Here is a 22,007-nt window from a genome sequence, read left to right on the forward strand (position 1 = left end):
TGAAGACGATGAAACTAACCAAACGCTCCGATACGGTCAGCCAGCAAAATAATCCGCTGGGTATTTCGCGTCGCGCCTTTATGAAAAATAGCTCGCTCGCCGCAGGTGGTGCAGTGGCGGGTGCATGTCTCTTCACCCCGGGAATGATGAAAAAAGCCGAAGCGAAAGCGGTTGATCCTGAGGCGAAAACCGAAGTAAAACGCACGATTTGTTCGCACTGCTCTGTGGGTTGCGGTATTTACGCCGAAGTGCAAAACGGCGTATGGACAGGGCAAGAGCCTGCGTTCGATCACCCGTTTAACGCAGGCGGTCACTGCGCAAAAGGGGCAGCGCTGCGAGAGCACGGTCATGGTGAGCGCCGCTTAAAGTACCCAATGAAGCTTGAAAATGGCAAATGGAAGAAGTTGTCATGGGAGCAAGCGATCAACGAAATTGGTGATCAGTGCTTGTCTATTAGAGAACAGTCGGGCCCAGATTCGGTCTATTTCCTTGGCAGCGCCAAGCACAATAACGAACAAGCTTACATGTTCCGTAAAATGGCGTCTCTGTGGGGAACCAACAACGTCGACCACCAAGCGCGTATTTGTCACTCAACGACGGTCGCCGGTGTTGCCAATACTTGGGGCTACGGCGCGATGACCAACTCCTTCAATGATATGCACAACTGTAAGTCGATGCTGTTTATCGGCTCTAACCCGGCGGAAGCGCATCCTGTGGCGATGCAGCATATCCTGATCGCTAAAGAGAAGAACAACTGTAAGATTGTTGTCGCGGATCCGCGTAGAACGCGCACTGCGGCGAAGTCGGATCACTACGTTTCTCTACGACCGGGCTCGGACGTTGCTTTTATTTGGGGCATCTTATGGCACGTGTTCGCTAATCAGTGGGAAGATAAAGAGTTCATTCGTCAACGCGTGTTTGGTATGGACGAAATCCGTCAGGAAGTCGCCAAATGGACGCCAGCCGAAGTCGAACGTGTGACGGGCGTCAGTGAAGCGGATGTTTATCAGACGGCGAAACTGCTCTCTGAAAATCGACCTGGCTGCGTGGTTTGGTGTATGGGCGGGACTCAACACACCACAGGTAACAACAACACTCGTGCTTACTGTGTATTAGAGCTGGCACTGGGTAATATGGGTAAGTCGGGCGGCGGCGCTAACATTTTCCGCGGCCACGATAACGTGCAAGGTGCGACGGACCTTGGCGTTTTGTCGCACACTCTTCCTGGGTATTACGGTCTTGCTGATGGAGCATGGCAACATTGGGCGCGAGTATGGGATCTGGATTTTGACTGGGTGAAGAATCGCTTTGATCAAAACGAGTATCGCGGTCAGAAACCGATGAACAACATGGGTATCCCAGTATCACGCTGGATTGATGGTGTACTGGAAAACAAAGAGAACATCGAGCAAAACGACAACATCCGCGCCATGTTCTACTGGGGACACGCAGTCAACTCGCAAACCCGTGGCGTTGAGATGCGTCAGGCGATGAAAAAGCTCGACATGATGGTGATTGTCGATCCATACCCAACGGTTGCTGCCGTGATGAACGATCGCACCGATGGCGTCTATCTGCTGCCTGCCACAACGCAATTTGAGACCTATGGTAGCGTTACTGCGTCAAACCGCTCAATTCAGTGGCGCGATAAAGTGGTTGAGCCCTTGTTTGAATCCAAACCGGATCATGAAATCATCTATTTATTGAGTCAGAAACTGGGTATTGCCGATCAACTGTTTAAACACATTCGGGTCGAAAACAATCAGCCTGTGATTGAAGACATCACACGTGAATTCAACAAAGGGATGTGGACGATTGGATACACAGGACAAAGCCCTGAGCGATTGAAGGCGCACCAACAAAACTGGCACACCTTCCACAAAACCACATTGGAAGCAGAAGGCGGCCCGATCCACGGTGAAACCTATGGACTGCCTTGGCCATGTTGGGGAACGCCAGAGATGAAGCACCCAGGCACGCACATCCTATACGATACCTCCAAGCCAGTGGCACAAGGTGGAGGTAACTTCCGCGCCCGTTACGGGGTTGAATTTGAGGGCAAAAACCTATTGGCAGAAGACAGCTATTCGAAAGGCTCTGAGATCCAAGATGGTTATCCTGAGTTCAGTGACAAGTTGCTGAAATCGCTCGGTTGGTGGGACGATCTCACGGAAGCTGAGAAAGCTGCCGCAGAGGGCAAAAACTGGAAAACCGATCTCTCTGGCGGCATTCAACGTGTGTCCATCGCCCACGGCTGTATTCCATTTGGTAATGCAAAAGCACGAGCGATTGTCTGGACCTTCCCAGATCGCGTGCCGCTTCATCGTGAGCCACTTTACACACCTCGTCGTGATCTTGTTGCCGATTACCCAACTTGGGATGACAGTGAATCGATTTACCGATTACCGACGCTCTACAAATCCATTCAAGACCAAGATAAATCCGGTGAGTACCCGATTATTTTGACCTCCGGTCGCTTGGTCGAGTACGAAGGTGGCGGTGATGAAACGCGCTCAAACCCTTGGTTGGCAGAGCTGCAACAAGAGATGTTTGTTGAGGTGAACCCGAAAGATGCCAACGATCTCGGCTTTAAAGATGGCGATATGGTTTGGGTTGAAGGGGCTGAGAAAGGGCGAATCCATGTTAAAGCTATGGTAACGCGCCGAGTTCGCCCGGGTATGGCGTTCATTCCTTTCCACTTTGGCGGCAAATTCCAAGGCGAAGATCTGCGCAGTCGTTACCCTGAAGGCTCTGATCCTTATGTGATTGGTGAGTCTGCCAACATTGCCACGACCTACGGTTATGACCCTGTGACGCAGATGCAGGAAACCAAAGTCACCCTCTGTAACATTCGCAAAGCGTAAGGAGTTACCCCATGGCTAGAATGAAATTCCTATGTGACACCAAACGCTGCATCGAATGTAACGGCTGTGTCACGGCATGTAAAAACGAAAACGATGACGCGTTAGAGTGGGGTATACAGCGCCGCCGCGTTGTGACCCTCAATGATGGTGAACCGGGTGAAAACTCGATTTCGGTGGCGTGCATGCACTGTACCGATGCACCATGTATGGCAGTATGTCCCGCCGATTGTTTTGAACACACTGAAGATGGCATCGTGCTGCACAACAAAGATCTCTGCATTGGCTGCGGCTACTGTTTGTTTGCTTGCCCATTTGGTGCACCGCAGTTTCCAAAACAGGAAGCGTTTGGTGAACGTGGCAAAATGGACAAATGCACCTTCTGCGCAGGCGGACCGGAAACCGAGCCAGGCTCGCCAGAAGAGCGTCAAAAGTACGGGGCTAACCGCATTGCGGAAGGTAAGTTGCCGATGTGTGCGTCATTATGTTCAACCAAAGCACTGCTGGCGGGCGATGCAGAGAAAGTATCTGACATTTTCCGCCAACGTGTGGTTGAACGGGGAGCAAAAGGGGCTGGTTGGACCGATGGTCATGATCTCGCCTTTGATGCCACTAAGAGCTGAGCACGGAGAGTAGAATGAGTTCTATTTTTAAACGTGTTTGGGTCACCATGCTGTCAGTAATGGCGGCATGGTGGGCTGTATCTCTGCCCGTGCACGCGGAGCAAGAGACAAACGTGGCACAAAGTGAGATGACACAATTAGCCGGCGCCGATTATTGGCGCCAAGTGCGCGAAGGCGAGGCGGGGTATACAACCTCGCAGTTTCCTGAGCATGGCGTTCTGATCAGTGCCCCAGGGCAAACCTGGTACATCCTCAAAGAAAAGTGGATGTCGCCCGCAGGCGCAGTGGCGATATTTGGCAGTATTGCGATGGTGACCTTGGTCTACTTAGTGATGGGGCCAATTAAGTTGAGTGCGCCGCGTACAGGCAGAAAGATCAAACGCTGGTCACGCCTAGACCGCGCACTCCACTGGAGTATGGCTTTTACCTTTCTGACATTGGCGTTTAGTGGCTTGATGTTGGTTTACGGTAAGCATTTTCTTAAGCCGTATATTCCGAGTGAGCTATGGGGCTGGGTGATCATCACTGCGAAGCAGTATCACAACTACATTGGCCCTATTTTTTATCTCTTACTGCTGTGCATCCTCGTTAAGTGGTGGCGAAAGTCGGTGTTTAAAAAGGTGGATCTGGTTTGGTTCTTCAAGCTGGGCGGCATGGTGGGCAAACATAAAGGTAGCCATCCGTCCGCAGAGTTTTCAAATGCGGGGGAGAAAGCGCTGTTTTGGCTGTTGATTGTGGTGGGCACCGTGGTTGCGTTCAGCGGGTTGGTGTTGGATTTCCCAATTTTCGGCCAAACTCGCCGCGATATGGAGCTCTCTAATCTCGTGCACGGCTTAGCAGCGCTGATTTTGATTTGTGGTTTTGTCTTCCACATCTATATCGGTTTGTTTGGTATGGAGGGCGCACTGGAGGGCATGGTCACGGGTGAAGTCGATGAAACTTGGGCGAAAGAGCACCATGATTTGTGGTACGAGGAAGTTATGACTAAAACGCCCGACGGTAACAAAGGAGATAAGCATGAACCAAACGCATAAAGGAATTTGGGTCGCCTATATCCTGAGTTGCTTCACTCCCTTTACCTGTTTGATTTCAGGGGTGATCGCCATCGTGTACGCGGGTTATCGACTCGATAAAGGTGAAGATGGACAGGTGGTGGATTCACACTACTATGGATTGATCAGAACGTTTTTCCTTAATTTGACCTATTTTGTGGTCTTGATCATCACCGTCGCGACATCCAATGGGTTGCTTAAAGGGGTGAACGACTACTGGTATAAAAGCCAGTGGATAGATTCGATTGCTTATGCGATTCCATACATCGGTTTTGCTTTGGGCTTAGTGGCCATTGCAGTCTGGTTTGTGCGTATGGCACAGGGCATGCGATTGCTTCGCCAGAATCAACCGTTACACTTCTCCAAAGGGCCCAACCTCTAACGGTAACGTGGCATTCACATATATTGATAGCGCTCCAATATGGGGCGCTTTATTGATCTGGTGGATGCATTAAATTGGTGCGTTATCACCAAGTTGGTGCCATTGGTTTAAATTTCTCTCACTTTTAGTCGCTCTCCCTTCAAGCTTTAGAATTATTATCCACATAAAATCAATGCCTTATTTATACTCTGACATATTGCTCAATACTGGCACAGATATTGTTTACTGGCTTTCCTGATTCATTTTTCACTAATTTGGTGAATAGAAAATAACCGACGCACATAAAAAGTGCGCTACATGGAGACAGACAATAATGAGCCTAGATGTAAGTCAGGTACACGGAGCCGTTCAAACCCTGACACAGAGTTCAGATACCCTTTTTTTGCTGCTGGGTGCCATCATGGTGTTTTTAATGCACGCGGGCTTTGCTTTTCTCGAAGTAGGGACGGTGCGCCACAAAAACCAAGTCAATGCACTGGTCAAGATTCTCGCTGATTTCGGCATTTCAGCCCTCGCTTACTTTTTCTTTGGTTACTGGCTTGCCTATGGCGCAAACTTTTTTGCCGATGCGCAGACACTATCGCAAGGCAATGGTTATGAACTGGTGAAGTTCTTCTTCCTTCTCACCTTTGCGGCGGCCATACCAGCGATTGTCTCAGGCGGCATTGCTGAGCGTGCACGTTTCTATCCGGTACTGATTGCGACGTTTTTTACCGTCGGTCTGGTCTACCCAATCTTTGAAGGTATGATTTGGAACGGCAACTACGGCGTTCAAGCTTGGTTTGAAAATCAATTTGGGTATGGCTTCCATGACTTTGCAGGCTCTGTCGTTGTGCATGGCGTGGGCGGTTGGATAGCCTTGGTTGCCGTGCTGTTTCTAGGTATGCGTAACGGCCGTATTCGCGCAGGTAAGCACACCAACTTCGCGCCTTCAAATATCCCATTTTTGGCACTCGGTGCATGGATTCTATGTGTCGGCTGGTTTGGTTTTAATGTGATGTCTGCGCAAACGCTGGAAGGCATCAGCGGCCTAGTGGCGATGAACTCACTGATGGCGATGGTCGGGGGGATTGTGGCGGCCTTGATTGCGGGTAAAAATGACCCTGGGTTTATCCACAATGGACCGCTTGCCGGTTTGGTTGCGGTGTGTGCCGGTTCAGATCTGATGCATCCGATTGGCGCGCTTGTCACTGGTGCGGTGGCTGGCGCACTGTTCGTTTACCTCTTTACCTATCTACAGAACAAAACCAAGATCGATGATGTACTCGGCGTGTGGCCTATGCACGGCGTTTGTGGCGCGTGGGGTGGTATTGCGGCTGGAATCTTTGGCCAAAGCGCACTCGGTGGCTTAGGCGGCGTGAGCTTGACGGTTCAAGTGCTTGGCACCATTGCTGGTATCGTGATTGCGGTCGTAGGCGCCATGCTTGTCTACGGCATCATCAATAGTGTGACCGGATTACGCTTGTCCGAGGAAGATGAGTTTAATGGCGCCGATTTGGCGATTCACAAGATCTCTTCAACCAACGAAGACTGATCAAACAGCTGTATCCAACCAACTCGGGGCGCGACTAGGCGCCCCGTTTTCGATCATCCATCACAGAAACCACACCTCGTTTAAAACGCTTCGACTATGGTCTAATCCTTATTCCTATTGTTGTTATTGATGAAGTGCTAAGCTAACAGCAAAGGAAGAAAACCAATAAAGGAAGACCTATGAAGTTTCCGTACCGCAACGTCGTTGTATTGACTGGCGCAGGTATCTCCGCTGAATCTGGTATTAAGACCTTTCGCGCTCAAGATGGCCTTTGGGAAAACCACCGTATTGAAGATGTCGCAACACCAGAAGGATTCGCGCGCAACCCAGACTTAGTGCAAGAGTTTTACAATCAGCGCCGTCTCAAACTCCAAGATGACTCGATTAAACCTAACGCCGCCCATCTCGCACTAGGTAGGCTAGAGCAGGAGTTGGAAGGCAGTGTCACCATCATCACGCAAAATATCGATAACTTACATGAGCGCGGTGGCAGTACCAATGTCATTCATATGCATGGCGAGCTACTGAAAGCGCGTTGCAGCGTCTCCAATCAAGTAGTCGATGAACAGGGGCCGATTCACACCGGTGATTTATGTCATTGCTGTCAAATCCCGTCACAGATGCGCCCCCACGTTGTGTGGTTTGGCGAAATGCCGCTGCGCATGGGTGACATCTATGAAGCGTTGGAAAAGTCGGATCTGTTTATATCCATTGGCACTTCCGGTGTGGTGTATCCCGCCGCAGGCTTTGTTCATGATGCAAGAATGCACGGTGCCCATTCGATTGAAATCAATCTTGAGCCAAGCGCTATCGAGAGTGAGTTTGAAGAAAAACGCTACGGTAAAGCAAGTATTGAGGTGCCGAAACTCGTGGATGAAATTTTGTCGCTACAGACACCATCACGCAAACATGCATAACTGGCGCGACAGGAGCTGAAACACTGTTAACGTTTAAAGTGAGCAGTACATACAACAACGGCCACATTGCGTGGCCGTTTTACTTTGATACTCTTATCGACGATGGGTTATCGATACGAGTGAGTCATTCGTGGACTAGTTGTTCACTTTGAGTTTTTGGAAGTACTCATCGTAAAGCACGCTGGCTTCACCCACCTCATCTTGCCATGTGCCGCTTTCCATAACCTCTTGTGGTGGGAAGATGCTTGGATCGTTGGCAAAATCTTCGGGTAGCAAGTCGTGCGCGGTGGCGACGGGGGTCGGGTAGCCGATTTCAACGGCGATTTTCGCCGCGTTCTCAGGACGCAGTAGGAAATCGATCATCTTGTGCGCGGCTTCGATGTTTTTCGCTTCTGCTGGGATTGCTAAGCTGTCCATCCAAAAAATGGCGCCTTTCTCTGGCCAAATGATATCGATGGATGCGCCTTCTTGACGAGCCATGTAGGCAGACCCATTCCAGAGCATACCCAGCGAGACTTCACCGGCAAGGTAAGGGTTAGCGGGGAAGTCAGAGTTAAATACCAATACATTGGGCATTAGTTTTTTCAGCTCTTGATACGCCGCTTCAATTTCGTCAGGGTTGGTGGTGTTGGGTGAGTAACCGAGTTTGGTTAAGGCGATGTGGAACACCTCACGTGAATCGTCCATCAGCATCAGTTGGCCTTCCCACTTAGTATCCCAAAAGTCGTCCCACTTGGTGACGGTTGAGCGGTCTAGCATATCAGAGTTGATGCCAATCCCCGTCGCGCCCCAAATGTAGGGAATCGAGTAATTGTTGCTTGGGTCAAAAGGTTTGTTTAAGAAATTACTGTCGAGATCGGCAAAGTGCGACAATTGGGTCTTATCGATTTGTTGAAGCATGCCTTCCTTGCGCATCTTCGACACAAAATAGGTAGACGGTACTACGAGGTCATAACCTGAACCTTGAGTCTTTAACTTGGCGTACATGCTTTCGTTAGACTCGTAGGTTGAGTAGATCACTTTGATCCCAGTTTCTTTTGTAAAGTCTTCAAGAACTTCAGACGGAATGTATTCCGACCAGTTGTAGAAATAGAGTTCTTGATCAGCAGCCATAGCAGGGGAAGCGATAAGTGTCGCTGCGCACAAGGCGCTTGCATAGAATTTACTTTTCATTGTATTTCCGTTTTTTGGTGCGCCATCAAGATCCATCGTTCCTGACGTATCTTATTGATAGTGCAGTGAGTAATAATATTTATCTACAAGATAAACCATACGCGAAAAGTATATCAGCCAAACAAAAAAATAGGCAGCATCCGCTACCTATTTTGTTCTTTTCGTCTGTTAACCGGTTATTGACCCGCTTTCAACTTCATAAAGTAATCTTCGTACTTAACCGTCATGTCACCAACCTCATCTTGCCATTCCACTCGGTCAAGATCCTCTTGCGATGGGAAGAGCGGCGCCACATCTTTAAACTTGGCATTAGACTCCGCTACAGCGGTCAAGTAACCGGTATCACGCGAGATTTGTTCTGCGATTTCAGGGCGTAGTAAGAAATCGATCATCTTATGCGCGGCTTCTACGTTTTTCGCGCCGGAAGAGATAGCAAAGTTATCGACCCAACCAATGCCCCCTTCTTTTGGAAAGACCAGTTTAAGGTTGAGGCCTTCGTTTTGCGCGGCGGCAGCGCTGCCATTCCACAACATGCCGACACCCACTTCGCCCGATAAGTAAGGCGCTGCTGGGTTGTCAGAATTAAAGACTAAGACGTTTGGCATGAGCTTTTGCAGCTCAGCGTACGCTTGGTCGATTTGCTCTGGGTCAGTGGTATTGCCTGAGTAACCCAGTTTACGTAAAGCGATATGGAACACCTCACGCGTGTCATCCATCAACATGACTTGACCTTGCAAATCCGGGTTCCATAGGTCTGCCCAGCTGGTAAAGTCGTTGGCATCGTACATGTCTTCGTTTACGGCGAGACCTGTGATCGCTACCACGTGGGGAATCGAGTATTCGTTGTTTAGATCATAAGGTTTGTTGAGGTAGTTTTTGTCCAAGTTGGCAAAGTTTGACAGCTTGCTCTTATCAATTTTCTGCAACATACCTTCGTCACGCATTTTAGCGACGAAGTAGGTTGAAGGGACGACTAAATCGTAGCCTTGGTTGTGCGTTTTTAGCTTGGCATAGAGTGTTTCATTCGACTCATACGTTGAGTAAATCACTTTAATGCCAGTTTCATTGGTGAACTGCTCAAGCAAACTGCTGTTAATGTACGGCCCCCAGTTCATAAACACTAATTCTTTGTCTTCTGCACGCGTTTGCACTGAGAAGAGAGAGAACATGCATGCTCCTGCCGTAATTAAAGTTGCCCATTTTTTCATTGACGTTAGCTCCAAACCAAACGTACAGGCCAGCAACACTGGCCATTATCGATAAAAAACAGGACGGTGAGTGCCGTCCCGTACAAAGTCACGGGTATCAGTCTACCTTCTCGCGAGCAATCAGTTGCGAGAGGATAACCAGTGTCAACGACACCACCAACATGACGGTTGCAAGAGCATTCACCTCTGGTGAAATGCCCACCTTCACCATTGAATAGATCTTCAATGGTAGAATTTCATAAGTCGGCCCTGTGACAAAGGAACTGATGATCACATCGTCCAGTGATAGCGTGAAGCTCAGCAGCCAACCGGCAGCGACCGCTGGCTTCGCCAAGGGTAAGATGATTTTGCTTAAAATCGTCCACTCACTCGCGCCCAGATCTTTTGCTGCCTCAAGCATTTTTACATCAAACCCGTTTAAGCGGCTGTATACCGTCACAACCACAAAAGGCAGACAGAAGGTAATGTGGGCAATCAACAAAGTGAAAAAGCCCAGTTGCGCGCCTAGCACCAAGAATAGGGCAAGCAGCGAAATCGCCATCACGATATCCGGTGACATCATGACAACAAACAGCATGCCATTAACCGCGTTTTTGCCTTTGAAGTTATAGCGAAATAGCGCCACCGCAGTTAGGCTACCAATCACGGTGGCGGCAGTAGCGGAAAATACCGCCACGTTGATCGAGTGCCACGCAGCTTGCATTAGGCTGTCATTGTTGACCAAGGTTTCGTACCACTTGGTGGTAAAACCATCCCACTTCATGCCGAATTTATTGGCATTGAATGAGTTAACAATCAGCACGATGATAGGCAGGTACAAAAAGCCGTACACCACGCTCATAAAGCTAAATCTAACTGTTTTTCCCATCAGCTTAGCTCCACTTTCTTATTCAAGAGTTTTCCTGCCCGATAGTAGGCGTACAACATCACCGCCATCGCGATGGTCAATGCGATGCTGGTTGCCGCGCCGAATGGCCAATCACGTGCATTGAGCACTTGGCTTTTGATCACGTTACCAATGAGCAAGTTCTTCGCACCACCGAGTAAATCGGAGATATAGAACATGCCGAGCGCAGGTAGCAGAACCAATAAGCAACCACCAATAATGCCTGGCATGGTCAATGGTAAGGTGACACGCGTGAAGATTTGCAGTTTGTTGGCACCGAGATCTTTCGCCGCCTCAATGTAGGTATCATCCAATTTTTCAATCGCCGAATACAACGGCAGAATCATAAACGGCAGCAAGATGTAGACAAGGCCAATCATCACGGCGCTTTCGGTGTACATAATGCGTAGTGGCTTATCGATAAGTTCCAGTGCCATCAATGATTTGTTTAAAATACCCTGAGTACCTAAGACGATTTTTAGCCCGTAAGTCCGAATCAACGAGTTGGTCCAAAAAGGAACGATGACCAAAAACAGCATGATAGGGCGCCACTTGGCCGGCATCTTTGCCACGATGTAGGCAAAAGGGTAGCCAATCACCAAGCAGATCAAGGTGGCGACGATCGCCATATAGAACGAATGCCACAGTACTTTGGCGTACAGTGGGTCGAATAGGCGCGCGTAGTTGTCTAAAGTAAAGGTCAGATCGATGAGATTCGCTTCGTCACGCGTAAGGAAACTCGTACCAATGATCATCAGGTTGGGTAACAGGACAAATAGTGTTAACCAGCCGACAATCAGCGTGATGATCGCATTTTGAAGATTAAACTTCGACGCTTTCATTGAGCACCACCTCCCAGCTCTCCACCCAAGTGATGGCAACTTTTTGACCGAGAGAGTGATCAACATCTGGATCATCTTCATTGAAAAATTCACTGACCATGACGCGCATACCCGATTCGAGTTCTATCACGGAGTCGAGCGTCATCCCTTTATAGGTACGCTCGGTGACGTGACCAACGATGCCACGCTGCTCGGACTCTTTGATCTCTTCGATACGTAAGTCTTCAGGGCGTAGCATCACTTGTAGTTTGTCGCCGGCGTGAGCTTCATCTTCGAAGTAAACAACGCTATCGACGCCTTCAATTTCGGCGCGCACGCGTTTGTCGTCCAAACGCTCGATCATGGTGGCATGAAAGACGTTAATTTCACCGATAAAACGCGCAACGAATAGGTTCTTCGGCTCTTCGTAAATCTCACGTGGGGAGCCATCTTGCTCAATGACGCCATCGCGCATCACGATAATGCGGTCTGACATCGATAGCGCTTCCTCTTGGTCATGGGTGACAAAGATGAAGGTAATGCCCAGTTTGCGCTGAAGCTGCTTAAGCTCAATTTGCATCTGCTTGCGCAGTTTGTAGTCCAGCGCTGACAACGATTCGTCTAACAGCAATACCTTGGGTTTGTTGACCACCGCGCGTGCAATGGCGATACGCTGCTGCTGGCCACCGGAAAGCTGGTGAGGCTTGCGTTGCGCCATCTCTTCTAGACGGACCATGCGCAGCGCTTCAAGGACTCGGGGTTCGATGTCTTGGCTCGGCACTTTTTGCATACGCAAACCAAACGCGACGTTCTCAAACACCGTCATGTGCGGGAAGAGGGCATAACTCTGGAAAACAGTATTGACGTGTCGCTGCTCAGCAGGAACATGAGTCACAGTTTGACCATCAAGAATGATGTCACCGTTATCTGCAGACTCGAAGCCCGCAATCATACGTAATACGGTTGTTTTACCACAGCCTGAAGGGCCTAAAATGGTCAAAAACTCACCGTGATTTACATCGAGATTTAGGTGACCGATGATTTCTTTACCATCGAAGCTTTTACTGATGCCGGCTAAGCGTATAACCGGTTGTTCTGCTGTATTTTTGCTGTTCAACGTCTGTATTTCTCCTACTTAAACAGAACCATAGCGTTGTACCTAGCCATCACTATGGGTATTGATTCATTTCCCTAATGAGAAAGCGCATAAAATAACGTGAAGTTAGAGGCGCGAATCATAATCACCAAAATCGTGAAATCAAAGCAATTTATCAGCCTCCAAGTGAAAAAATTTTTATGAAGTCTGACCTGTATGTTTGTTAACGAAACTAGTCCCCGTTATCTAACGTGGGTGGACGAGACTACGACCCGTGATTTGTTCAACCTGTTGCCCACTTTAAAACACAAAAAGTTCAAATATCAATCAAATCGTTGATAAAACTGGCAACAATGACGGTTCTGATTTTAGAGTGCGAGATGTTTCAGTATAATGATGCTAATTTTTTCTCTAAAAGTGAGTGTGCCAGCGTAACACCGCAGGCAGACCAGTGATGGAATTCCAATGAAGAGTGAGTTTGAAAAAGACTTCAACCTTGGCGGCAGTATCGAGCGCGCCTTATCCGGAAATTACGAGCTGAAGGTGGTGGATGTGCTCAAAGAAGCGGGCCAGCACACCATGAAACATTTCATCTCTTTCTCTCCGGCGATCATCGCCTTGATTGCGTTGCAACTGGCGATTTTTTATATCGCTCTAAAATTGCAACTGGGTAATCCTTCTATCATCTTCGATGCGATTTTAGGTACCGCAGAGTTCGACCCCAGTATTTTCAGTGCGATTATGGTCGCCAACTTTAGTTACGAAGTGATCAGTGCACCGATTTATGCCGGGATCAGCTTAATGGCGATGAGCCACGCGGCTGGACTCTCAACCAAGCCCCGCCATATGCTCAAAGGGCTACAACATACCATTCCAGTTATTATGGCGACACTGTTTAGCCTGGTCCTTCAAGGCGTGGCCGGAATGATTCTGCCCTTTGTTTCTATGTATTTGTCGCTGGCGTTTAGCAACTCTATGCTCCTTATCTGTGAGAAGCGTGTACCGCCAATGCAATCGCTGCTGTTGTCGCTGCGCGCCGTTAATAAGAAGTTTTTCCCACTAGTGGGTTTGTATTCCGTCGTAACGGTGCTGTTTATCGTCGGTGTGATGTTCTACGGAATCGGCCTCATTTTTGTGCTGCCGTTTTTCTTCCACGTCAAAGGCATCGTGTACCGCAATATGTTTGGTATTAAGCTAAAAATTGTCACCAAAGAACAACCTACAGATGAGAATGATGATGACAACGACAACGACCCACAAATTTTCAATGCGTAAGACGGAACTACTTGTTTTAGTGATCGCAGCTCTGGTTGCCAGTTGCAGTTACTACCAGTACGAGAAACAGGATCAAGAAGAGGCGGTGAGCGTTTCCTATTCTCAAGCGAAGAAAGTCGGTAACGCGCCAGATTTTACTCGCTTTGATGATGTCTCCGAGAAAAAACAGGCGTTCTTCGACTACCTACGCCCGGGTATCGAGTTGGAAAACCAGAGAGTCAAAAAAGAGCGTTCGCGTTTAGACATCATTCAACGTCGTTTTCAAAAGGGTCAGTTAACAGCCAAAGATCGTCAATACGCCTCTGAGTTGGGTGAACGTTACAACGTCCAGCTTCCAGAAGGCGGCATTGATCAAGCTTGGCTTGAGACTATGTTGCATCGCGTCGATGTATTGCCGGAATCTCTGGTGTTGGTTCAAGCCGCCAATGAGTCAGCTTGGGGCACGTCGCGTTTCGCCCGCAAGGCAAACAACTACTTTGGTCAATGGTGTTACTCCGAAGGGTGCGGTGTGGTACCGCTGAAGCGTGGCGATGATATGAGCCATGAAGTCGCCAAGTTTAAATCGGTCCAGCAGTCCATTCATGGCTATTTTATGAATGTGAATCGTAATCACGCGTATGAAGACTTGCGTGAGATCCGTTACCAACGACATGTAAAAGATAAAAGTCTTACCGACACTGAAGCAGCTATCGCTTTGACTAATGGCTTGCTGCGCTATTCTGAGCGCGGTGAGGACTATGTCAAAGACATTAAGACGATGATCATGCACAATCAGGACTTCTGGGAAGATAACCTAACAAAACAATAAGTAACGATAATGACTCGATTAAAGTTAGCCCTAGGACTTGGGGTTGCAGCGGCAATGGCGTGCACGCCCGTCGCCGCGCAAGAATACATGTTTACCTACACCAAGCTTTACACGCACATGAAGCAAAACGCCAAAGAGGGGCATGAAGACGTTAAAATCGGCTTCTTTTTTCTCAATGCCGATACGAAGCGGAATTGCGTGATTGAGAAAGCATGGATGGAAAAAGAGCAGCACTACGAAGAGCTCAAGTCCTCTCAGTACCATGAGCTTTTGGTACCACTCGATAACAATCTGCGTTCTGCGAATCCATTAGTCTTCGTGCGCACCCCGCAAGATCAGCGCTGTGATTTTTCGATGGTCGTCATGACCAAACAGCCCATGGAAGGAGAGGTGTCGTACCAAGAGGTTGAGGTACTCCTTCCTCAAATGCATGCCATGCTTGTTGATCTCGGCGGGATGTTCGCTAGCTGGTTCACGCCAGATGTCGAAGGTGTCACGTTGGAGTTTCCCAACGATCTCAATGGTGTGATTCAGTTCTCCAATGGCTCAGAGAAAGCGATTGTGGATGGCAAAGTGCAAGTGGCGTTAAGTGAGATTGGTGAGGGGGGTAAGATGACTCTTCCAACCCAAACTGCGCGAGTGTTGCCATACTTACCCAAGGCAAAATAGCCATCTGCTCGTCTTTACCTAAACGTAATAAGGGCCGCATCTGCGGCCCTTATTCTTTATGACGACTAAACCTGACTACAAGTTGGTCACATTGAGCTGAAGGCTAGGATCGAACTCTTGTACACGATCGTCTTCATCAAGCTCTGGAGTCGGGATCTCTTCTTTATCGAAGCCAATATCTCCACCGTTGATGACACCAGAGTCTTTATCAACGGATTTAAAATCGAACAGTTCAAAGTCAGCCAAGTGGCTAGGTACCACATTTTGCATAGCGCGGAACATGCTTTCGATTCGACCAGGGAAGCGTTTGTCCCACTCATTAAGCATCTGTTTGATGTTCTGGCGCTGCAAGTTTGGCTGTGAACCGCACAAGTTACACGGGATAATTGGATAGCCGCGCAAATCCGCATACTTGATGATGTCTTTTTCACGGCAGTACGCCAGCGGACGAATCACCACGTGCTCACCGTTATCCGACACCAATTTAGGTGGCATGCCTTTCATTTTTCCGCCGTGAAACATATTCAAAAAGAGTGTTTCGAGAATGTCATCACGGTGGTGGCCAAGGGCAATCTTGGTTGCGCCCAACTCTTTTGCAGTGCGATACAAGATACCACGACGCAAACGTGAACAGAGTGAACAGGTCGTTTTGCCTTCAGGGATCTTATCTTGAACGATAGAGTACGTATCCTCTTCGACAATTTTGTATTCGACACCAATTGACTCTAAATACTCTGGCAGGATGTGTGCAGGGAAGCCAGGCTGTTTTTGATCAAGGTTGACCGCAATCAATTGGAAATTGATTGGCGCACTCTTTTGTAAACTTATCAAAATATCAAGCATAGTAAAGCTATCTTTCCCACCGGATAAGCAAACCATAATGCGATCACCGTCTTCAATCATATTGAAGTCTTGGATGGCTTGGCCGGTGTTGCGGCGGATACGCTTTTGCAGCTTATTAAAGTTGTATTGTTGAGCTTTAGTTAGCTCTTGAGTTTGCTCAGTCATCAGCTTGCAGTCTTAATCAATCATGAATCCAAATGAAGTGCGTATGATACGGATAAATCACTCAGATGCCAGCGTTAGCGCAGAAAATAATTTACCGGCTTGAGGTCCAAACCGCGGTCTTTTGAGAGGAAAGAAAATAGCCTCACCAAAGGGTGAGGCTATTGAAGGAGAACAAGTCCATTAGATTGCTGTTTTGGGATCGAGTGGGCTGATATAACCAGCAGGTTTCAGTGCGAGTACATCGCAATTGATCTTATCAATCACATGTTCAGCGGTATTACCGATAAACACGGCTGAGAGTCCGGTGCGTCCAGTGGTACCGATAATCACCATAGCGGCATTCTCTTTGATAGCGGCGTCTGGGATAACGTCCTCTGGTAAACCTTGCTCCACAATGGTTTGCTCTTCATCAAAACCATGTTTTTGTCTCAGTGCTTTCATCGCTGTTAAGTGGTGGCCGCGAACAGCATCGGTATAGGTGGTCGGGTCAAACTCTGGTAACTCAATAGTAATGTTGGCCGGTGTGACTGGATAAGCGTTAACAAGCAGCGGACGTGCGCCTAATCGCTCAGACAAACTCTTTAGCTGCTCAACCATTTCATCGTTTAACCCAATGTGTGTGTCATTTTCTGAACCCACGTGCACGGAGGCGAGAATACTTGCGTCCTCTGGCCACGTTTCGTTTTTAACCAGCAACACAGGAGAAGGGCATTTACGCAGCAAATGCCAATCGGTTGGGGTGAAAATCACCGACTCTAAGACATCATGCTTGCGTGTACCTTTAATAACGATGTCGTGTTCACCAGAAAAGACTTCGGCGATAATCGCTTCATATGGACGGTTGTGCCACACCACTTTGACTTCAAACTCCACGTTGTCATTCAAATAGGGCTGTGCGACTTTTTGCATCCATTGCTCGCGTTGACCGATCACACCTCGGCGCATTGCATCTCTTTCATCAGAAGAGAGCATTGAGGTCATGTCATAAGAGAAGTCATAGATAGAGAGAAAGAACGTCACTCGACTCGGTGAACGGCTCTGCGCGGCAAGCTGCATCGCTCTGGAAAGGGCGGGTTGTTCTTCTTTATTGATATCGGCAACCACTAAAATCTTATTGTAAATGCTCATAATTACTCCTTGGAGTAGAGTTGGGCTATAAGATTAATGTAGCTTACTTTTGAGGAGAGTATTAGGAAAACAATGCGGAAAGTAGAAGAAGTATGATGTAGCTCAGAATAGAGCTACATCATTGAACTGATTACGATTCTTTTGAAACGCCCGCCAGATCCATCAGCGCATCGTGGTCAATGATGGTGATGTATTTCCCTTTCACGCTGAGAATTTCAGACTTTTGGAAACGGCCTAGCAAACGCGAGATTGTCTCTACCGTCAATCCGAGGTAGTTACCAATATCACCACGAGTCATGGTTAAACGGAACTCACGAGGGCTAAAGCCGCGCTGCGAAAAACGAGTTGAAAGGTTGTATAGGAAAGCAGCGAGACGCTCTTCTGCGTTCTTCTTTGAGAGCAGGAGAATCATGTCTTGGTCGCCTTTGATTTCATTACTCATCAGGCGCATGATTTGCTGACGCAACTTTGGCATTTTACCTGAAAGGTCGTCCAAGATTTCGTAAGGGATCTCACACACCATCGACGTCTCAAGCGCTTGAGCGAAACTTGGGTGACAATCACCAGTAATCGCATCAAAGCCTACAAGGTCACCGGCGAGGTGAAAGGCTGTAATTTGTTCATCGCCTTGCTCGGTAATGGTGTAGCTCTTAATGGTTCCTGAACGAATTGCGTAAAGAGATTTAAGCTCATCACCCGCTTTAAATAGCTCTTGGCCTTTCTGGATAGGCTTCTTTCGTTCGATAATTTGGTCAAGCTGGTCAAGTTCGGACTCGTTCAAAGTGAACGGAATACAAAGTTGACTGATACTACAATCCTGACAGTGAATCGCACAACCACCGGACTGAATTCGCTTTGTTGCAGGCTTTTCAGAAATCATAACAACCTTTCACTATTTGATATACATCAATATTTTAGCACCCATTAGCGGCAAAAGGTAGCGGAAAAAAATGTATAAAAACAGGTATCTATAAACTAATTAATAAAATCGATATTGCATCGTATCCGGTAAAAATGCCGTAGATTAACAGCATAAACGCAACAATTTGACGAAATACTGAAGAATTTTGAATCCGCTTAAGCGCCTCAGCCCCCATGCCAACCGCCAGCATCGCGGGTAGGGTTCCCAGCCCAAACATCAACATGACTAAGGCGCCGTTTAGCGCGCTGCCAGACACCGCAGACCACGTCAATGTGGAGTAGACAAGTCCGCAGGGTAGCCATCCCCAGACCATGCCAAACGGAAGGGCGTGCAAGGGGGATTGTAAAGGCAGTAGGGATTTGCCTGCTGGAGCGATAAAACGCCAAAGCTGCTGACCCAGCTTTTCAATATGCAGCAGTCCGTGCCACCATTTTCCGATGTAACACGCCAGCAAAATCATGAAAAGTGCCGCCAGCAAACGAAGCCATATTAAGACACTATTTATTTGGCTCAGTTTGCTCAACGACGCCACTGCGCCGCCGACGATGGCTCCAAGCAGTGCGTAACTGATTAATCGACCAAGATTGTAATAAACGGGCGTCCAGCGAGAGAGCGAGGTTTGCCCGATGGTGAGCATTGAGGCGATACCACCACACATCCCCATACAATGTCCGGCCCCGACAAGACCGATAACAAACGCGCCGAACCAATCAATCATCATGGCTCACGTTTCTTTTGCTCAGACTCATCTTCGTCAAACAGAATGTTGTGACCTTGACGCTCGAGATCTTCAAACTGCTCGCTTTTCACTGCCCACAGAAACACCGCTACGGCAACACAAACCAGTACGATGGCAATAGGGATTAAGATATACAAGCTTTCCATTTACTTACCCTGTTCTTTGAGCAAACGCAGAGAGTTCGATACTACAATAATTGAGCTTGCAGACATACCAACCACAGCAAAATAAGGCGCGACCAAGCCGGCAACAGCGAGTGGCAAAATCAATACGTTATAGCCCAGTGACCACGCGAGGTTTTCACGGATGATTTTTCGAGTTTGCAGCGCGAGTTTGCGTGCATCAAGGATTCGTTCCAAGTGATCACCAAGCAACACCATGTCCGCTGAGGCTTTGGCAACATCGGCACCACCACCCATGGCGACAGACAGATGCGCGCCGGCGAGAGTAGGGGCATCGTTAATGCCATCCCCGATCATCATGGTGACGTCATTCGCATCAACGTGGTTTAAGAATTCGAGCTTGTCTTGAGGCTTGGCTCCTGCGACTACATCCTCAATCCCAATTTGCTCGGCGACCAATGTCGCGTTGGTGTGGGAATCACCCGTTAGCAGCGTCACTTTGATGCCCGCTTGCTGAAACTGCTCAATAAACGGCTTGGCGTCCTTACGAATCGGGTCGTGATATTCAAAGGTGGCCACTAGCTCGTTATTCAGTGATAAGTAAATGCAGTTAGGTGAGGGACTCGCCCCTTCACCAATCACAAACGAGGCACTGCCTATTTTCGCAATCGCACCATCAATCGAACCGGTTACACCAGAACCAATTACGTTCTCGATGTCTTGAATCTCCAGGCTCTGAACCGCATAAGGCTTAAACGCACGGGCCAGAGGATGATTGGCGTGGGACTCCAATGCTGCGGCCATAGAGAGCGCTTCTTCACGAGTGATATCTCCATGGAGCGTCACGTGACGAATTTCAATGTCACCATGCGTTAAGGTCCCGGTTTTATCGATGATCAAATGGTTCACTTTACACAGCGTTTCGAACACGTGGCTTTTACGCAGAAGTATGCCGAAATTGCCCATGCGAGATGTCGCGCAGGTTAACGCCGTTGGTGTCGCGAGAGAGAGGGCGCAAGGACAGGTCGCGACCAATACTGACAACATGATCCAGAATGCATCGTCTGGGTTTGCTTGGTGCCAAAAGAACCAGGTAACCGCAGCAATCACCAAAATAATCGCGACAAAATAGCGCGCAACGACGTCGGCTATCTCGGCGATTTTGGGTTTCGCAAGCTGTGCTTCATCTTGCAGGCGTACAATTTTCGAGATCATCGAGTCCGCTTTGCTGGATGTCACCTCAAGTTCAAACGCTTCCTCGCCGTTGAGGGTACCGGCGTACACATAATCCTCGACATTTTTCACGACAGGAACGGATTCGCCCGTTAACATCGACTCATCGATGTGGACTCGGCCTTTGATGATCTTGCCATCGGCAGGAATGTGCTCACCGGGTAACACGCGGATTTGATCGCCGAGCTTTAGGCTTCTGACGGCAATTTGGTCACCTTGAACCGTGGTGGCCATTGCAGGTATTAATTTAAGCAGGTTTCCACTTGCAGCGGCGGCTTTGCGTCTTGCGCGCATTTCAAGAAAGCGGCCAACCAAAAGGAAAAACGCAAACATCGAAATGGATTCAAAGAAAACTTCACCTTGCTCTGTAATGGTCGCCACCAAACTGGCAAAGTAGGCAAAAATCATCGCCAAAGAGACGGGGACATCCATGCCGAGAGTTTTACTGCGTAAGCTACGCCATGCATTTAGGTAAAAGGGCAGCGCCGAGTAGAGCATAACCGGTGTGGCAAAAATAAGGCTTACCCAGCGAAAGTAGTGTTTAAACTCTGGTTCTAGATCGCCAAACACTTCAAGGTAGAGCGCCACTGCCAACATCATGACTTGCATGGTCGCAAGGCCAGCTATACCTAACCGATAGAGGTACTGCTTCATTTGCTGATGGTAAGCCGCTTCTTGCTGGTCAGCTTCAAATGGCGCAGCTTTGTAACCCAATTGATGAATCGACGAGAGAAGATCGCTGAGTCGAGTTTTGCTTTTATCCCACGCGAGTATCGCACGATTGGTCGTGGTGTTGACACGAATAGACAAAACGCCAGATTGGGTCGAAACTTGTTTCTCAATCAGCCAAGCACAAGCCGCACAAGAGACACCATCGAGTGACAATGTCACCTCTGCATGTTCTTCATTGGTTCTGACAAACTCCGATTGAACCTCTTCGTTGTCATAGTGAATGAGTGCCTTGAGCTGCTCGGGAACCAGTTCGACTTTTTCTGCAGGCGCTGTTCGATATTGATAGTAGGACACAAGCCCGCTATCAATAATCGTTTGGGCGACGGTTTCACATCCTGGGCAACACATATCGCGAGATTCGCCGAGGATCTCCACCTTATAATCCGTGTTGTCTGGTACTTCTTCACCACAGTGGTAACACGATTTACACATAGCTACGCTTACATCAATTAGTTGGAAAGAGGGATGGCCATCTCAGAAGGGAATGTCACGCGGCCTTGAATTAACCATTGTGCATCATGAGGGGTCAGTTCGATAAACCAAGGGCCTTGCAGCGCATCGTCAAGCTCAAAGCGATATTGACCTTTGGCGTCAGACGTCAGTAATCGGCTAAAATCGCGATCAGGTAGTGTGCGATGGGCAAACATCGCGGTGATTGCGGGGAAGTGTTCGAGAGTGCCTTTATCAAGCGTGATGACGATAGCGTTTTCGTCAGAGACGACTTGAGCGCTCAGTCCTAACTCTTTTGCAACGTTAATCTTTGAAATATCAACGTTGATCCCTTTTCCTTTTTTATAGTAATCCTCAGTAACCAGATC

General features: G+C 48.3%; 21 protein-coding genes. 9 read left to right on the forward strand and 12 right to left on the reverse strand.

Annotated elements, in window-relative coordinates; all coding sequences use genetic code 11:
• Nucleotides 1-8: 8 nt before the first annotated feature.
• The 6 genes from AC6R0R_RS18005 (at nucleotide 9) to cobB (ending at nucleotide 7,369) form a co-directional block, all read left to right on the forward strand.
• Nucleotides 9-2,864: a formate dehydrogenase subunit alpha gene (locus tag AC6R0R_RS18005; protein WP_500627720.1), complete on the forward strand. Its 2,856-nt coding sequence runs from the start codon at nucleotides 9-11 to the stop codon at nucleotides 2,862-2,864.
• A gap of 11 nt (nucleotides 2,865-2,875) precedes the next feature.
• The gene (gene fdh3B, locus AC6R0R_RS18010; RefSeq protein ID WP_334555341.1) at nucleotides 2,876-3,484 is read left to right on the forward strand and encodes a formate dehydrogenase FDH3 subunit beta; all 609 of its coding nucleotides are present in this window, start codon (nucleotides 2,876-2,878) and stop codon (nucleotides 3,482-3,484) included.
• Between the two features lie 14 nt (nucleotides 3,485-3,498).
• Nucleotides 3,499-4,518 (forward strand): formate dehydrogenase subunit gamma, encoded by a 1,020-nt coding sequence (locus tag AC6R0R_RS18015; protein WP_500627721.1) that lies wholly within the window; start codon nucleotides 3,499-3,501, stop codon nucleotides 4,516-4,518.
• Nucleotides 4,502-4,918, forward strand: coding sequence for a hypothetical protein (locus AC6R0R_RS18020; RefSeq protein ID WP_500627722.1), 417 nt, complete (start codon nucleotides 4,502-4,504; stop codon nucleotides 4,916-4,918). Before AC6R0R_RS18015 ends, AC6R0R_RS18020 begins: the two co-directional genes overlap by 17 nt.
• A gap of 313 nt (nucleotides 4,919-5,231) precedes the next feature.
• Nucleotides 5,232-6,452 carry an ammonium transporter gene (locus AC6R0R_RS18025; protein WP_500627723.1) on the forward strand — a complete coding sequence of 407 codons (1,221 nt, stop codon included), beginning with the start codon at nucleotides 5,232-5,234 and terminating at the stop codon, nucleotides 6,450-6,452.
• 179 nt (nucleotides 6,453-6,631) lie between these two features.
• Entirely contained in the window at nucleotides 6,632-7,369 is a 738-nt protein-coding gene (gene cobB / locus AC6R0R_RS18030; RefSeq protein ID WP_334555345.1) for a Sir2 family NAD+-dependent deacetylase, read from the forward strand.
• A gap of 135 nt (nucleotides 7,370-7,504) precedes the next feature.
• Here cobB and AC6R0R_RS18035 read toward each other — a convergent pair whose 3' ends face one another.
• The 5 genes from AC6R0R_RS18035 to potA form a co-directional block, all read right to left on the reverse strand.
• A complete protein-coding gene (locus AC6R0R_RS18035; protein WP_500627724.1) occupies nucleotides 7,505-8,542 on the reverse strand; it encodes an extracellular solute-binding protein in 1,038 nt (345 codons plus the stop codon).
• 176 nt (nucleotides 8,543-8,718) lie between these two features.
• Complete coding sequence (locus AC6R0R_RS18040) at nucleotides 8,719-9,750, reverse strand: extracellular solute-binding protein (protein WP_500627725.1); 1,032 nt, start codon at nucleotides 9,748-9,750, stop codon at nucleotides 8,719-8,721.
• Nucleotides 9,751-9,847: 97 nt separating this feature from the next.
• A complete protein-coding gene (gene potC, locus AC6R0R_RS18045) occupies nucleotides 9,848-10,618 on the reverse strand; it encodes a spermidine/putrescine ABC transporter permease PotC (protein ID WP_334555348.1) in 771 nt (256 codons plus the stop codon).
• Nucleotides 10,618-11,478: a spermidine/putrescine ABC transporter permease PotB gene (gene potB / locus AC6R0R_RS18050; RefSeq protein WP_334555349.1), complete on the reverse strand. Its 861-nt coding sequence runs from the start codon at nucleotides 11,476-11,478 to the stop codon at nucleotides 10,618-10,620. Before potB ends, potC begins: the two co-directional genes overlap by 1 nt.
• Nucleotides 11,459-12,583 (reverse strand): spermidine/putrescine ABC transporter ATP-binding protein PotA, encoded by a 1,125-nt coding sequence (potA, locus tag AC6R0R_RS18055; protein WP_500627746.1) that lies wholly within the window; start codon nucleotides 12,581-12,583, stop codon nucleotides 11,459-11,461. Before potA ends, potB begins: the two co-directional genes overlap by 20 nt.
• 435 nt (nucleotides 12,584-13,018) lie before the next feature.
• On the opposite strand from potA, the gene AC6R0R_RS18060 reads away from it, so the two are divergent.
• The 3 genes from AC6R0R_RS18060 to AC6R0R_RS18070 are packed head-to-tail and all read left to right on the forward strand — an operon-like array spanning nucleotide 13,019 to nucleotide 15,305.
• Complete coding sequence (locus AC6R0R_RS18060) at nucleotides 13,019-13,828, forward strand: hypothetical protein (RefSeq protein WP_500627726.1); 810 nt, start codon at nucleotides 13,019-13,021, stop codon at nucleotides 13,826-13,828.
• On the forward strand, nucleotides 13,821-14,636 hold the full coding sequence (locus AC6R0R_RS18065) for a glucosaminidase domain-containing protein (protein WP_500627727.1): 816 nt from the start codon (nucleotides 13,821-13,823) through the stop codon (nucleotides 14,634-14,636). Before AC6R0R_RS18060 ends, AC6R0R_RS18065 begins: the two co-directional genes overlap by 8 nt.
• A gap of 9 nt (nucleotides 14,637-14,645) precedes the next feature.
• Nucleotides 14,646-15,305: a DUF2987 domain-containing protein gene (locus AC6R0R_RS18070; protein ID WP_500627728.1), complete on the forward strand. Its 660-nt coding sequence runs from the start codon at nucleotides 14,646-14,648 to the stop codon at nucleotides 15,303-15,305.
• A 75-nt stretch (nucleotides 15,306-15,380) separates the two neighbouring features.
• On the opposite strand, the gene ttcA is transcribed toward AC6R0R_RS18070, so the two are convergent.
• The 7 genes from ttcA to AC6R0R_RS18105 form a co-directional block, all read right to left on the reverse strand.
• Nucleotides 15,381-16,313, reverse strand: coding sequence for a tRNA 2-thiocytidine(32) synthetase TtcA (ttcA, locus tag AC6R0R_RS18075; protein ID WP_500627729.1), 933 nt, complete (start codon nucleotides 16,311-16,313; stop codon nucleotides 15,381-15,383).
• 180 nt (nucleotides 16,314-16,493) lie between these two features.
• Nucleotides 16,494-17,441, reverse strand: a complete 948-nt coding sequence (gene uspE / locus AC6R0R_RS18080; protein ID WP_334555353.1) for a universal stress protein UspE — start codon at nucleotides 17,439-17,441, stop codon at nucleotides 16,494-16,496.
• A 130-nt stretch (nucleotides 17,442-17,571) separates the two neighbouring features.
• Complete coding sequence (gene fnr, locus AC6R0R_RS18085; protein ID WP_334555354.1) at nucleotides 17,572-18,321, reverse strand: fumarate/nitrate reduction transcriptional regulator Fnr; 750 nt, start codon at nucleotides 18,319-18,321, stop codon at nucleotides 17,572-17,574.
• Nucleotides 18,322-18,409: 88 nt separating this feature from the next.
• Nucleotides 18,410-19,084, reverse strand: coding sequence for a sulfite exporter TauE/SafE family protein (locus tag AC6R0R_RS18090; RefSeq protein ID WP_500627730.1), 675 nt, complete (start codon nucleotides 19,082-19,084; stop codon nucleotides 18,410-18,412).
• Nucleotides 19,081-19,248 carry a cbb3-type cytochrome oxidase assembly protein CcoS gene (gene ccoS / locus AC6R0R_RS18095; protein WP_334555356.1) on the reverse strand — a complete coding sequence of 56 codons (168 nt, stop codon included), beginning with the start codon at nucleotides 19,246-19,248 and terminating at the stop codon, nucleotides 19,081-19,083. The genes AC6R0R_RS18090 and ccoS overlap by 4 nt, the downstream gene beginning before the upstream one ends.
• Complete coding sequence (locus tag AC6R0R_RS18100) at nucleotides 19,249-21,621, reverse strand: heavy metal translocating P-type ATPase (protein ID WP_500627731.1); 2,373 nt, start codon at nucleotides 21,619-21,621, stop codon at nucleotides 19,249-19,251.
• Between the two features lie 17 nt (nucleotides 21,622-21,638).
• Nucleotides 21,639-22,007, reverse strand: a 369-nt coding sequence (locus AC6R0R_RS18105) for a FixH family protein (RefSeq protein ID WP_500627732.1), incomplete at its 5' end; no start/stop codon positions are given.

Source organism: Vibrio sp. R12-SW3-ISO1 (assembly GCF_059834005.1).